Source organism: uncultured Aurantimicrobium sp. (assembly GCF_936931525.1).
GTDB lineage: Bacteria > Actinomycetota > Actinomycetes > Actinomycetales > Microbacteriaceae > Aurantimicrobium.
In genome coordinates, this window is record NZ_CAKZII010000070.1 from 14598 (window position 1) to 28909 (window position 14312).

A 14312-nucleotide genomic window follows, 5' to 3' on the forward strand; every position below is an offset into this window, starting at 1 on the left:
GCCTACCGGCGCGAGTGAGAGGCGTAGGCTCGTACACGAGATGAGCAATTCCAGCGCCCCCTTCCAACTGCGACAAGCAGCGCTGCCGGTCTATCTGCCGACCTTGTTGTTCTCGGCTGGCGAAGCTGCCTTTATCCCGATTGTTCCCGTCATTGCCCAGAATGTGGGAGCCAACCTGGCAACAGCTGGATTAGTCGCCGGCATGCTCACCCTCGGAATCGTTTTCGGCGATATCCCGAGCGGCTGGATCATTTCCCGAATCGGCGAGCGCATGGCCATGCTGTGGTCGACATTGATCGCCCTGATTGGTGGCGGGCTTGCTCTTGCTGCCGCGAATCCCTTCATGTTGGGAGTAGGTATTTTCTTTATAGGCCTCGCTACGAGTGCTTTTGCCCTTGCCCGGCATGCTTTTCTCACAACCTTCGTACCCTTTGAATACAGAGCTCGAGCACTCTCCACCCTGGGCGGCATGTTCCGCGCTGGTGCGGTGATGGGGCCTCTTCTCAGTGCAGCCGTGCTGGCAATGACCCACACTCCCCTGGCCGCTTTCTGGCTCATGGTGATCTTCACCCTGGCCACAGGAGCAGTTCTACTGTTCATGCCAGATCCTGAGAAGTCTTTTGGTCGCGCCACCCGGATGAGAGATAGTTCAGGGCACTCTGTGACCTCAGGTGAGCTCGAAATGGAACAAGAAACTAACGGCCTGTTCTCGACCATTGTTCAGAATAGAAAAGTTCTCATTCGTCTCGGTGTCGCATCAGCTTTGGTAATGGCGTTACGGTCAGGACGAACCGTCATATTCCCGCTGTGGGCGGTAAGTATCGGCATCAAGGATGCGGATACAGCCTTGATTATTGGCCTGGCCACTGCGATTGACTTCATGCTGTTCTTCTCGAGCGGTCAGATCATGGACAAATGGGGACGTTTGGCCTCGATTGTGCCGTCCATGATCGTGATGTCCGCCGCATTACTGGTTTTATCCGTTACCCATGATGTGAGCACGAATGTGTTCTGGTTTGTGGCCACAGCGTTCTTGTTTGCCGTGGGAAACGGCATCGGCTCAGGAATCTTGCTCACCTTGGCGTCAGACCTCGCCGATAAACGAAACCCTGCACCTTTCCTCGGGGCGTGGAGATTCATCACCGACTCCGGTGCTGCACTTGCCCCGATGGGAATTGCAGCCATCACTGCTGCACTCTCATTGGCTCTTGCATCTGCGATTACGGGAGTTGCTGGTCTCGTGGGTGTCGTCATGATGTTGATCTACGTGCCACGCTTCTTGCCTCGAAAAAAGTAACTAACTCAGAGTCAGTTTCGATGTCACTAATGTGTCGGGGACAGGAACGTGAGAAATCACAATGACTGCGCGGTGAGCTGATCTACTTGCCTCTAGCACGTCCCGCATGAGTGCATCGGCTTGACCAGGATCAACATTGGCCGTGGGCTCGTCCAAAATGAGAACCGGGAAATCATGCAGCAGTGCGCGCGCTAAACCAAGACGCTGCGCTTGGCCGCCAGATACTAAAGCTCCCTTTTCACCAACTTGGGCATCCAATCCCCCTCGTTGGGTAACCCACTCTGATAAGCCCACACGGTTCAAGGCGCTCATGAGTTCTTGGTCATTCGCAGTGGGGTGTGCAAAGAGCAGATTTTGACGGATGGACTGAGAGAACATGTGAGGTGATTGTTCAACCAATCCCACGTATTGCCGCACTTGCTCTACTGAGAGTGAGCGAACATCAACACCGTTGATCGCATACTGGCCAGAGTGATCAAGGAATCGAACCAGCACGTGGGCAAGCGTCGTCTTCCCCGAACCACTGTGGCCTTCCACCAGCAAGCATTCTCCAGCGCGAAGCGTGAACGAGAGGGGATGAAGGGCCGGAGTGCCTACCCCTGGCCAGGACGCCGACACACCAGATAACTCGAGCGAGTCAAAGCTTCCCAGGTTTGCCATCGGCAGTGACATGTTTTCGCGTGGGATTTCTGAAGGAATTGTTTCTGGAGTCACCTCAGCAACTCGTGTTGCACTGGTTTTCACAGCTCGCCAGACACCCAAGGCTTGAGGCAAAGTTTGGAAAACCTCAAAGACGGCCATCGGAACTAGAACAACGATGGCTAAATAGGGGCCACTGAAGACTCCCCAGCCCAGACCCGGTGTTTCATTGGCATCTGCAGGAAATACAAGATGTGGAACGCTGATCCACAGCGCAATGAGTGTTGCCAGACCCGCAATCAGCGAAAGTACAGCCGCGACAGCCCCCGATGAGACCGCTCGACGAAGTTGAACATCTCTGAGCTCACGATCTGCTCGAGCAACATCTGTCACGCGACCATCCAAAGCCCCAAAGGCTGAAAGCACATCAAGTCGTGACACGACATCCATCACGGTGTCATCCAGCTGAGCTCTCACACCGGCTAATGCCCGGTCAGATCCAGAGGCGAGCATCGATTGGAGCACTGTTCCCGCAAAACCGGCTAAGACGAGAGCGATGAGCAATGCGAACCCAGCTGGTGGCAAAATCATCCAAACCGCGATCACGCTTCCTAGGCTCACCACTAGTGCGATCACAACAGGCTGAACAACCCGAAGTGGGAGATCTTGGAGTTGATCAACATCTGCCACGAGACGTGAAAGAAGATCTCCACGACGAGTTCTCGCTAACCCGTCGGGCGCTAACGGAACTAATCGGCGATACATCGCCACTCGCAATGTTGAGAGTGAGCGGAATGCAGCATCGTGGCTTGATAGCCGTTCTACATATCTGAATGAGGCTCGAGCGAGCGCAAAGAATCGAACCCCCACAATGGCCATATTCAAATACATAATGGGGGGCATATCGCCGGCACGAGTGATCAACCAAGAGGAGACGGCCAGCAAAGAGACAGCTGCTCCTGCAGAGAAAATGCCAAAAATAACGCCTGGCGCAAATTTACTCAACGGAGGTTGAGCTAAACGGAGAACTTCCTTCACCTCACTCACGAGCTCACCTCCTCAGATGCAAGTTTGAGCTGACAAATCGCGTCTGCGGCAGCAATGACTGCAGGCCGGTGACTGACCACAATCACGGTGTGACCGCTCTCGGCAAACGTGCGCATTCCTTCAACAACACGCTTTTCTGTTGCTGAATCCAAAGCTGAGGTGGGCTCATCTAAAACAAGAATGGGCGTGTTGTGAGTCAATGCTCGGAAATACGCACGTGCTAAAGACACTCGTTGAGCTTGTCCTCCGGAAAGCCCTGCCCCTGCCACACCCAGTACTAGTTCACGGTCTAAGTCTTCGACTGCCGCGAGTTCACAAGCATGTTGCACCAGCTTTGAGTCGATTGTCCCCTTGGATCCCAAGGTGATGTTCTCGAAGATAGACCCAGCGACAAGACTGGCGGATTGGGGGGCCCAGGCAATTTCTGCCCGGGCAACACCACTGCCAGTGAAGAATGTGTCGCCCCACCCAATATCTCCTCGAACAGGTACAAACCCCATGAGGGCATTCACCAACGTGCTCTTGCCCACCCCGCTCGGTCCCACCACTGCAGTGATGGCGCCAGGTAAGAACTCTGCAGTCAGGTTGTCCAGAATTTGTCGGTCTCCCAGGCGAACACTGAGTCCCCTCACCGTAAAGGCAGGACCTTGGTTAAGTTGGGTCGCGGGTGTTGGACCCGAAAGAGTAACCATGAATTCTCGACCGTTTGCACTGAGTTCTAAATCATCACGGCGGATTCCGTTTACAACTGTGGCCGAATCTAAGGAGCCCTGAGCTCGAGGAGTGTGCACAGATTCTTGATCTGCCGAGTCCAAGATGTCGAAGACATCATCAGCCGCCGCGACACCTTCCGCTGCCGCATGGAATTGAGCACCAACGTTTCGAATGGGCAGATACGCCTCAGGAGTGAGCAAGAGCGCAAACAATCCCACGGAGAGGGCAAGACTTCCATCAATCAATCGAATGCCGATAGAGACGGCAACAAGTGCGACCGATAACGAAGCAATTAATTCCAGGGTGAACCCGGAGAGGAAGGAAATCCTCAGCACTTTCATTGTGCGCTTCCGGTAATCCTCTGTCAGCGACTCAATATGTTCAGACTGTCGCTGGGCACGACCAAAGATCTTGAGGGTTGAGAGTCCCTCGACAACATCGAGGAATCCTGAAGACAGAGTGGTCAATTGGCGCCATTGTTGTGCTTGAACACTCCTAGTTGCCCAGCCAATAAGAATCATGAACAGCGGGATAAGGGGCAACGTGATGAGCACAGTCAGCCCCGTACCAAAATCAGCGCTGAACAGAACGACCAACAGAACCGGTGTTGCTAACCCCGTCAGAATCAGCTGGGGCAAATACCGAGAAAAATAGGGGTCCATTGCCTCGAGGCCGCGACCGATGATGGTCGTGAGCTGGGCAGAGTTGTGTGTTGCCATCCACTGAGGTCCAAGTTTGGCTATTGCAGCCATCACACGTAAACGCAGCTGAGATTTGGCCTTCGCCGCTCCGCGGGTGGCGGCAAGATCCATCAACCACAACACCACAGCACGGACAGCCACAGACGCCAAGATGAGTTGAAAAGAGGGAATCAACTCGTGAAGGGACTTTCCAGAGACAGCACCGCTAATTCCCTGTGCGACACCCCACGCAAATCCAATTGTGGTGGCCACCTGCGCGAGCGCGAGAAAGGCGCCGGCGACGAGGAAGAACCTCGCCGCCGACGCGTATCTCAATAACCGGGGATCAACCGGTCCAGTAGCCATAGGCGAAAGCCTAGTGAGCTGCCGCCAGAACACTCTGACGTGTCACGCGCTTGCGGAAAACCCAGTAGGTCCAACCTTGATAAACCATGACCACTGGCAAGAAGATCAGGGCAGTCCACGTCATCACTGTGAGCGTGTAATCCGAAGACGACGCATTCTCAATGGTGAGGCTGTAGGCAGGGTTGTTTGATGCAGGCATCACGTCAGGGAACAGTGCAAGGAACAAGCTCAACACGGCAGTTGCAACCGTGACTGACATGAATGCGAAGGACCAGCCTTCACGTCCACGCAGGTTGAGCAAGTAGGCAGTAATCAGTGCCAGAGCCGCAATAACAGCGACAGCGCCTGAGAGTACCGATCCAAAGGCAATCGTGGTCCACACCAAGAAGGTGGCAGCAACCACAATCGTGACGAGGCCTGACTTGATGGCCAGCTTGCGTGCTCGCTCTTTGAGCTCACCCTCTGTCTTCAACGTGATGAACACAACTCCGTGGGTAAAGAACAAGACGAGAGTAGTGATTCCACCCAGAAGGGCATAGGGGTTGAGTAGTGGCAAAAGACCACCGGTGTAGATGTGGTTTTCACTCAGAGCCACACCTTGAACGATGTTGGCAAAAGCAACACCCCACAGCAGTGCGGGCAGCGCTGATCCGACGATGATCATTCCGTCGAACCACTTCTTCCACTTGGACTCAGGGTTCTTGTGGCGGTATTCGAATGAAACACCACGAACGATGAGCGCAAGAAGAATCAGCAACAGTGCGAGGTAGAAGCCACTGAAGAGTGTTGCGTACCACTCAGGGAAAGCAGCAAACAAGCTGGCACCTGCAACGATGACCCAGGTCTCGTTGAGGTCCCATACGGGGCCAATGGTGTTGATGAGGACACGACGATCCGTGTCATCTTTACCCAGGAAGGGCAGAGACATTCCAACGCCAAAGTCGAAACCATCAAGTACGAAATACCCAATGAAGAGGAATCCAACGATAAAGAACCAGAGGTATGCGAGATCCATCGTGTCCTCCTAGTAGACAGTTCCGACGAGGACGGGCTGCTCTTCATCAGAGCCATCCACCTTCGTCATCTCAACGGGAGCAGGACCCTTTTGGGCTGCCTTGAGGAAGAGTTTGGCTTCAACAACAGCCAGCACTCCATAGATTGCCGTGAAGGCCACGAGAGAGATCAGTACTTCCAGTCCCGTCACTCCAGGTGAAACGCCGTCTTCGGTCTTGAGAAGTCCAAAGACAATCCAAGGCTGACGACCCATCTCGGTGAAGATCCACCCGACAGTCATTGCGAGAAGTGGCAGTGGCCAGCTCCACGTGGCAGCCTTCCATGCCCACTTGCCAGGGTTGCGGTTACCACGAGTAAGCCACAAGCCAACAACAGCAACGAAGGCAGCAAGAGCTCCGAGGCCAATCATCCAACGGAATGACCAGTAGGTGACCCAGATCAGTGGTGCATAGTCACCAGGGCCGTAGGCGGCGGTGTATGCAGCCTGGAGGTCGTTGATACCTTCAACCTCACCGGTGAAGGTGTGGGTGGACAGGAATGACAAGAGTCCGGGAACGCGTACCGACCAGATTTCAGATGAACCGTCTGGTGTTCCGATTGAGAACACCGAGAAGGACGCATTTGCAGAGGTTGTGTAGAGAGCTTCTGCAGCTGCCATCTTCATAGGTTGTGCTTCAACCATGGCAAGACCTAGAGAGTCACCAGAGATGAACATCATGATTCCTGAACCCAATAATGCCCACAGTCCAAACTTCAAAGCAGGACGCATGGTGTCGAGGTTCTGGTTTCGAGAAAGGTGCCAAGCCGAAACAGAGACAATGATTGCAGCAGCAACCATGATCGATCCCAGGATGGTGTGTGGGAATTGGTTTGTTGCGATGGGGTTAGCCAACACGGCAACAATGTCGACCAGTTCAGCACGACCCTTTTCAGCATTCATCTCATAACCGACGGGGTTTTGCATGAATGCGTTTGCAGCGAGGATGAAGTACGCGGAGAGAACCGTGCCTACCCAAGTGAGCCAAATCGTTGCGAGGTGGAGACCTCGTGGAAGCTTGTCCCAACCAAAGATCCACAATCCGATGAAGGTAGCTTCGAAGAAGAACGCCATCAAGCCCTCAAAGGCCAGGGGTGCTCCAAAGATGTCGCCGACGAAGCGTGAGTAGTCAGACCAGTTCATTCCGAACTGGAATTCTTGAACGATTCCCGTCACGACGCCCATAGCGAAGTTGATGAGGAATAAGTTTCCAAAGAAACGTGTGAGTTGCAGGTAGTGAACTTTGTCAGTCCGGTACCACGCAGTTTGGAAGAGGGCTACTGAGAGCGCCATACCAATCGTGATGGGCACGAACAGGAAGTGGTAGACCGTAGTCAAACCAAACTGCCATCGCGCCAGGATAAGTGGGTCTAGCCATTCCATGGCTGCCTCCAAGGCTTGTTGCGGTGTCTCTGATCGCTTTCCGACTGAAAAGCAATAGGTTCAATATACCCCAGGGGGTATATTTGCTCCTTCTTCAACACTACGCTCGTTCGTATCCGAATGATATCTTTTGAGGGCTGGTTTCTTCTGACTGCTGGAATTTAGTTTCAGGAAACTCTCAGATAAGGTTAGGCAACCCTAACCCTGAAGAGCTACTTCCCTGAGAATTACAAGGGATTTACTGAGCAGAAGCGGCGAGCGCCCGAGTGAGGGCTTCCGTCAATGCTGCATCTGCAGCACCATAGGCAGCCCAGTCACCAGCGATACGAGCTGCTTCACGGTCTGCAAGTGCAGCCTTGGCAGCTTGGAGCGCCTGGTTCAAGGTTTCGTTCGTAGTAGGCGCATTGCCACCGTTGTCTGCTGCTGGATCAGGTTCCGGCGCTACGGCTCCCCCGTTTGTGGGGTCATCCACACCAGCATTTCCGCCGAAGAGGGCGTCAAGTGCCAAAGGCAAGGTGTCTTCGAAGGCAATCTTGTCACCGAAGGCGACCAGGATCTTCTTTAGCAGTGGGTAGCTGGTGTTACCGGTGGACTGAACATAGACAGGCTGAACATAGAGCAAGCCGCCACCAACAGGAAGGGTCAGCAGGTTACCCTTCAGGACGTTGGTTGAACCCTGCGAGAGCAGGTTCAGTTCCTTCGACACATCAGGGTCAGCATTGAAGTTGTTCTGAACCTGACCTGGGCCTGGAACGGTCACATCCTTAGGCAGGGTGAGCAGTCGAAGCTTTCCATAGTCCGCAGAACGCTTGCCCTTTTCGGCACCGGCATCCGCATCAGCAACGAGGTAACCCGTCAGCACGTTACGGCTGGAGGTTCCCGATGCCTTCGGGATGAAGGTGGAGTAGATGGAGTAGGCAGGCTTTTCCGCTCCTGGAACCTTCATGGTCAGGTAGTAGGGCGACTGGTACTTGGTGGTGTCGGTCGCTGCCGTGGGGTCATTGGGGGTAACCCACGAGTCATCACTGGAGTAGAAAGAACCAGCGTCGGTCACGTGGTACTGACCAAGAATGGAACGCTGGGCCTTGAATAGGTCAGTGGGGTAACGCACGTGGCTCATCAGCTCTGCGGACATGTCGCTCATGGGCTTGATATTGGCAGGGTAAATCTTCTGCCAGGTCTTCAAGACAGCGTCGTTTTCATCCCAGGTGTAGAGCGTGACAGAACCGTCATACGCGTCCACAGTCGCCTTGACTGAGTTGCGGATGTAGTTCACGTTGTCCAGGGTGAAAGCGTTGGCAGCCTCAGGCTGGTCGCTGATTACCGAAGAGAGTGACTCCACCTTGGAGTAAGGGTAGTTCTCGCTGGTGGTGTACCCATCAACAACCCAGAGAACCTTGCCATCCACCACAGTGGGGTATGGGTCAGAGTCAAGAGTCAAGTAGGGAGCTACCTTCTTCACACGCTCAAGAGGGTTGCGGTTGTAAATGATCTGAGAGTCATTGGTCACAGCGTCAGAGAGAAGAATCTCTTCGCTCTGGAACTTCAAGGCATAAACAAGACGGTTGAAGATGTTGTCAAGCTTGGGCCCACCCTCGCCAGCGAAGGTGGTGTAGACCTGTTCGTTTTCTTGACCCGATGCTGGGTAGTCAAGTTCTACTGGCTTCGTACTGGAGGTTCCGCCCACGATGGAATACAGCGGGGAGTTTTCGCCGAAGTAGATACGTGGCTCAAACTTGCCCAGCTCACCTGAGGAAGGAATACCAGCTTCAAGGAAGACCGGCTGGCCATCTGCGGAGCGCTCGGTACCGTAGGCAGAAACCATGCCATAACCGTGTGTGTACACCAGTGTGTTGTTGTACCAGCTCTGTGAGGAACCAATACCTGCCTGGTTGAGTTCACGCACAGCAACTACTGCATCTTGGCTCTTGCCCTCGATGGTGTAGCGGTCAACATCAAGTTCAGGAGCGAAGGCGTAGTACTGCTTGAACTGCTCAAGCTGAGCAAAGGACGCGCTCACCAATGCGGGGTCGATGATGCGGATGCTGGCGGTTGTTTCAGCATCGGCACGAAGCGCACCAGCAGTTGCATCGGTGGTGGCGTTGTAAGGAATCTCTTCCACGTCTGAGATGCCATAGGCCTCACGAGTGAGATCAATGTTGCGGGCAATGTAGGGCTCTTCCAAGCTGCGCTCGGAAGGGTCCACAATGAAGCGCTGCATGATCCAGGGGTAGCCCATGGTCAAAATCAGTCCCGAGACCACCAGCATTGCTGTACCTACGAGAGGAAGTCTCCAGCGTCCGGTGAACGCTGTAACGATGAACAGCAAGGCAACCAAGATGGCGATAACAGAGAGAATCTGCATACCGGGGATTGTGGCATTGACATCGGTATAACCAGCACCAGTAATCAAGCCCTGATCGCTTGTGAGGGTGGCGAACTGGTCAAGCCAGATGCTGACAGCTTGGAGTGCGATGTAAATCGAAGCAGTAATGGCGAGTTGAATTCGAGCTGCCTTGGCTACGCGAAGCTCACGCTTGGCCAACGCAATGGAACCGTAGACGTAGTTGGTAATGAGTGCGGCAAATCCCGACAGCAGCACGATGGCTGAGAATAGTGCGACCGCAGCCTGATAGAACGGCAGGTCAAACAAGTAGAACGAAATGTCCATGTTGAACTGCGGATCTGTCTGTCCGCTCGAGACACTGTTCAACGACAGCATGGCCAGTTGCCAACGAGTGGCAGTGGAGAGACCGGCAAATACACCCAGAAGGGCTGGAACACCCCAGGTCAGCAAACGACGAAGAGGCTCAATGACGTCCTGGTATCGATCGAGTTGTGAGTTCAGTCGCGCATAAACAGGGCGACGGCGGTAGGCGATCTGAATCGAGAGCCAGACGGGCACAGCCATGGCAATAAAGCCTGCAACAAAGAATCCGGCAGCGGCGTACCACTGGGTCGTCAGCACATTGAAGAAGCCAACCTGCTGGTACCAGAGCACGTCAGCGTAGACGCTGGCGAAGGCAAAGAAGGCGATCAGCAGTACGACGAGTACACCAATCGTGATGGCCAGCGGGCCACGGTTTCCGAGACGACCGGGGGTGGGTGTTGCATTACTCACGAAATGACCTCAATCAGTGACGGGTGGTACGGGACTAATTCTGACACGTTGCAAGCATGCCCATTTTGGCATTCATTGCTTCGGACTTTTCTCCGTGCATCTCCACGAAAGAGAGAACAGAAAGTGCGTCATCCAGGGTCTTCACGGAATACACCTGAAGACCAGAAGGGATATGGCCCACAACTTCATTGCAGTTGTCCGCAGGGGCGAGGAAATACGTCGCACCGGCCTTCTTGGCACCATAAAGCTTTTGCTGAATACCACCGATGGGACCCACGTTGCCCTGAGCATCAATGGTTCCAGTACCTGCAAAGTGGTTGCCATCTGTGATGTCTTCTGGGGTGAGCTTGTCAATGATGCCCAAGGCAAACATCATGCCGGCACTGGGTCCACCCACGGCATCCAAACGAATCTTTACCTCAAAGGGGAAGTCATATTTGGCCTTGGCGCCAATACCGAGAACGATGTTCCCATCCACATCCATGGGAGTTACCTGAGCTTCTTGGGCAACACCGCCACGGATGAAACCGATGGTGCCCGGCGTAGATGCGCCGTTCGCAGCAAGTAATTCACGTAGTTGAGGAACACTCTCGACGGCAGTTCCGTTGAAGGTGGTGATGACATCACCAAGGGAAAGAACTGTTTTTGCAGGAGAACTATCCGCGAAACCAAGAACTTCCACACCCACGATGACGTCATAACCCAGGTTGGTCAACGCTGCCGCAATAGCGTCCTGCTGAGAATCAACCATCTGGGCGGTGTTAGAGGCTTCACGCTCTTCGGTGGTTTCTTCCTTGGGGAAGATCAGTTCCATCGGCACGACCGCCTTGGAAGGGTCAAACCAGGCGCCAGCAACTTCTAACCAGGAAGGGGTTTGGTCAGGGTTTCCCAACACGGAGACGGTCAACAGGTCCAACTCTCCGGTGGTGGGGAAAGTTTGAATGCCGTCAATCGTGATCAACGGAATCTTTTCTTTTTTCGTGTCATCTTCGGGATCAGGAACAGAAACAGTTCCCAACGTGTCAAACCACGGACCTGGTTGCTCAATGACATAGGCAGAGGGAACAGCGGCCAAACCCACAGCGAGAACGAGGGAACCCACCAGCACGGTGATGCCCATCTTGCGCTTGCGCTGCGCTTTGGTCGCAGGGGTTTTTTGAAGCCCTTCGGGCAGCCCCTGTTCATCAGCACGGAACAGTGTCACGTCAGTGCTCACCTTTCTTCCGTGCCTAGCCTTACGTCTAGATAAGAGTGTCAGGTATTGCTGGGGATTTCCCGCATGTTCGCGCCCAGCGCACGTGTTTTGAGCCGTTATTCATGGGAAATACAGGATGCGGGGTTTAGCGTTGATGTACCGACACAAAGGAAAGCGCATGGCGGACGAGAACGATCGCACTCCCGAAGACGAATTCCGCGACATGATTCGCGACATTCTCTCCGGTAAAGAGGGTGTAGATGCCAGCCAACTAGCTGCTGCGGCAGGTCTCCCCAATGACCCAGCGAGCATCGCCAACATCATGCGTCAGTTCCAAGCAGCCATGAACGCGAGCGGTTCAGGCGAAGGAATTAATTGGAACATGTCGATGGAACAGGCCAAGTCACATGCCCTCTCCACCGTGAAGCCTGTCACCGCCATTCAGCGAGCCGAGATCGACCAGGCTTTCCATGTTGCAAACCTCTGGCTTGCCGAGGCAACGTCAATCTCAGAACTTTCCAGCACACCAGCACTGATTTCACGCTTGGAATGGATTGAGCAAACCATGCCGCTGTGGACACAACTGGCTGAGCCCGTGGCTAACAGCATCTCTGCAGCATTGACCAACGTTCTCACTGATCAGGCTCCTGAAGAGATGAAGGGCATGATTGCCGGCGCTTCTCAGTTGATGAAGCAAATCGGCGGAACTTTATTCGCGATGCAACTGGGGCACGTCGTCGGTCAACTCTCCACCGAAGTGGTTTCAGGTGGAGATGTAGGCATTCCGCTCCTTGATGAGGGTCAAGCAGCACTGCTGCCCCAGAACATGGATGAATTCGGTGCTGGCCTCGACATCCCGATGGATCAAGTTCACCTCTATCTGGCTGTTCGTGAACTCGCCCATGCTCGCTTGTTCCGTCACGCACGCTGGTTACGACTCAACCTCATCTCTGCGATTCAAGACTTCGCTCGAGGCATCAGCATTGATCTCTCTCGGGTGGAAGATATTGCCGGCAACTTTGATCCACAGAACCCAGATGAACTCAAGGAGGCTCTCTCCAGCGGTGCGCTCATCCCACCCAAGAGCGAAGAGCAGCTGGCAGCTTTGGGTCGCCTGGAGACTCAACTTGCCCTGATTGAAGGGTGGGTCGATGTTGTCACTGGTGCCGCCACAACTCGCCTTCCTCGCGCGAGTGCTCTGGCGGAGACAGTGCGTCGACGTCGCGCCTCCGGAGGACCAGCAGAATCTGCTTTCGCAACCCTGGTCGGTTTAGAGCTGCGCCCGCGTCGCCTCCGAGAAGCAACTAGTTTGTGGCAGCAAGTTACTGACGCTGTCGGGGCAGATGCTCGCGATAACCTGTGGTCTCACCCTGACATGATGCCCACTGCAGAGGACCTCGATAACCCTGCCGCCTTGATTGCCAAATTGGAGGCAACCGCTCGCGGAGAGGTTGCAGAGCAGGACGACATGGACCGAGCTTTGGCTGATTTGTTGGATGGAAACATCCCACCTGTGGATGAATCTGAGCAGGAATAGCTCAGATGCAGCATTCTTCGCTGCATGTACAAAATCAATCCTGAGCTCCCCCTTGTCTGGCGCACCCCTACTTCCCTGCAATTAGGTGTTGATCACCCTCGGGTTGTGTTGCCCAAAATTTATCCCGCAGAAGAGCGGATGCTCACCGCACTGCGGGCAGGTATTGCTGATGTCTCTGTTCCGGCGGTAGCGCACGAATGCGGACTCACCCCTGCGGAAACAGATGCTTTATTGAGTGCTCTCGCTCCTGCACTCGCCACGCCAACGCAGGCAACCGGGTGGCGAATCTCAATTGATGGTTCTGGCCCGTTTGTTGATTCATTGGGCCTCCTCCTCATCTCCACCGGTCACCGCGTGGTGAGATCGAGCGCCTCGGTTTCTGGCAGATGCGACCTGGCCATTGTGGTGGGGGAATTCGCACTGGATCCCCACCGTCCGGGTGGGTGGCTTTCTCGTGATGTCCCTCATCTGCCCGTGGTGTTCGGAGATGAATCGGTCCGAATCGGTCCTCTACTAGGCGGAAAAATCGAGGGAACAGCAGAGGCAGAGAAACATCCCTGCGAGCAATGCATCGAACTGACCCACCGCGACCACGACGAATGCTGGGTGGCGATGGTGAGCCAGCTAGTGGGAACTCCAGCTGGCAGTCAAACACCACTTCTCATTGCTGAAGCAACATCGGTGATAGCGCGCTGGATTCAATCCCCCGACACGCACCCCATCACCAGTAACACGGCAGTAAAGCTAGATGGTCGCGATGGAACCCGAGCTGAACTTACTTTCGCCCTGCACCCTGATTGTGCATGCCAAGCTCTGCCACGAAACGTGAGCGTTCTCGGTTCGTCGCGCGGCCAGTTCCTTGCTGCGCCCAGGAGAGGGAAAGCTGCTTCCTCGCACGCGTGATGGCAACGTAGAGGAGCCTGCGCTCTTCTGCAATGGCTTCGAGATTCTGGGCATAGCTGATGGGGAATAAGCCTTCACTCAGACCAATAACGTGGACTGAATCCCATTCCAAACCCTTTGCTGAGTGAACAGAGGCGAGTGTCACAGCATGCATGGTGGGCTCGTGGCGTGCCGCCTGGCGAGCCAGCAGCTCATCTGTAAATGCACGGAAACTGGTGCCTTCAGGAGCTTCGTCAGCCATCACCATGAGGGCATTCAATGCTTCCCACTTTGATCGAATTGCTCCGGTGGTTTGGGGAGCCTCCTGGCTCCACCCCACCGAGCGCAACACATCACTGACGGATTTGAACAAGGGCTCCCCCGAGACAGAGACAGATGC

Annotated in this window: 9 protein-coding genes; 2 read left to right on the forward strand and 7 right to left on the reverse strand. The window is 54.5% G+C overall.

Going from position 1 to position 14312, the window contains the following annotated elements; translation table 11 throughout:
• Positions 1 to 40 precede the first annotated feature (40 nt).
• A complete protein-coding gene (locus Q0362_RS03140) occupies positions 41 to 1297 on the forward strand; it encodes an MFS transporter (RefSeq protein ID WP_298119668.1) in 1257 nt (418 codons plus the stop codon).
• On the opposite strand, the gene cydC is transcribed toward Q0362_RS03140, so the two are convergent.
• The 6 genes from cydC to Q0362_RS03170 all read right to left on the reverse strand — a co-directional run bounded on the left by cydC (position 1298) and on the right by Q0362_RS03170 (position 11514).
• Positions 1298 to 2983 (reverse strand): thiol reductant ABC exporter subunit CydC, encoded by a 1686-nt coding sequence (gene cydC, locus Q0362_RS03145; protein ID WP_298119670.1) that lies wholly within the window; start codon positions 2981 to 2983, stop codon positions 1298 to 1300.
• On the reverse strand, positions 2980 to 4743 hold the full coding sequence (gene cydD, locus Q0362_RS03150) for a thiol reductant ABC exporter subunit CydD (RefSeq protein ID WP_298119672.1): 1764 nt from the start codon (positions 4741 to 4743) through the stop codon (positions 2980 to 2982). Before cydD ends, cydC begins: the two co-directional genes overlap by 4 nt.
• 10 nt (positions 4744 to 4753) lie before the next feature.
• On the reverse strand, positions 4754 to 5758 hold the full coding sequence (gene cydB / locus Q0362_RS03155) for a cytochrome d ubiquinol oxidase subunit II (protein ID WP_280794901.1): 1005 nt from the start codon (positions 5756 to 5758) through the stop codon (positions 4754 to 4756).
• Between the two features lie 9 nt (positions 5759 to 5767).
• The gene (locus Q0362_RS03160; RefSeq protein WP_298119675.1) at positions 5768 to 7177 is read right to left on the reverse strand and encodes a cytochrome ubiquinol oxidase subunit I; all 1410 of its coding nucleotides are present in this window, start codon (positions 7175 to 7177) and stop codon (positions 5768 to 5770) included.
• A 238-nt stretch (positions 7178 to 7415) separates the two neighbouring features.
• Complete coding sequence (locus Q0362_RS03165) at positions 7416 to 10298, reverse strand: UPF0182 family protein (protein ID WP_298119677.1); 2883 nt, start codon at positions 10296 to 10298, stop codon at positions 7416 to 7418.
• Between the two features lie 34 nt (positions 10299 to 10332).
• On the reverse strand, positions 10333 to 11514 hold the full coding sequence (locus Q0362_RS03170; RefSeq protein WP_298119680.1) for a PDZ domain-containing protein: 1182 nt from the start codon (positions 11512 to 11514) through the stop codon (positions 10333 to 10335).
• 157 nt (positions 11515 to 11671) lie between these two features.
• On the opposite strand from Q0362_RS03170, the gene Q0362_RS03175 reads away from it, so the two are divergent.
• Positions 11672 to 13030, forward strand: a complete 1359-nt coding sequence (locus Q0362_RS03175; RefSeq protein WP_298119682.1) for a zinc-dependent metalloprotease — start codon at positions 11672 to 11674, stop codon at positions 13028 to 13030.
• A gap of 775 nt (positions 13031 to 13805) precedes the next feature.
• Here Q0362_RS03175 and Q0362_RS03180 read toward each other — a convergent pair.
• The coding region (locus Q0362_RS03180; RefSeq protein WP_298119685.1) for a 3'-5' exonuclease at positions 13806 to 14312 on the reverse strand (507 nt) is incomplete at its 5' end.

Coding starts and splice junctions, on each gene's coding strand:
- Q0362_RS03140 (WP_298119668.1), top strand. CDS start 41: ATGAGCAATTCCAGCGCCCCCTTCCAACTGCGACAAGCAGCGCTGCCG.
- cydB (WP_280794901.1), bottom strand. CDS start 5,758: ATGGATCTCGCATACCTCTGGTTCTTTATCGTTGGATTCCTCTTCATT.
- cydD (WP_298119672.1), bottom strand. CDS start 4,743: ATGGCTACTGGACCGGTTGATCCCCGGTTATTGAGATACGCGTCGGCG.
- Q0362_RS03175 (WP_298119682.1), top strand. CDS start 11,672: ATGGCGGACGAGAACGATCGCACTCCCGAAGACGAATTCCGCGACATG.
- Q0362_RS03160 (WP_298119675.1), bottom strand. CDS start 7,177: ATGGAATGGCTAGACCCACTTATCCTGGCGCGATGGCAGTTTGGTTTG.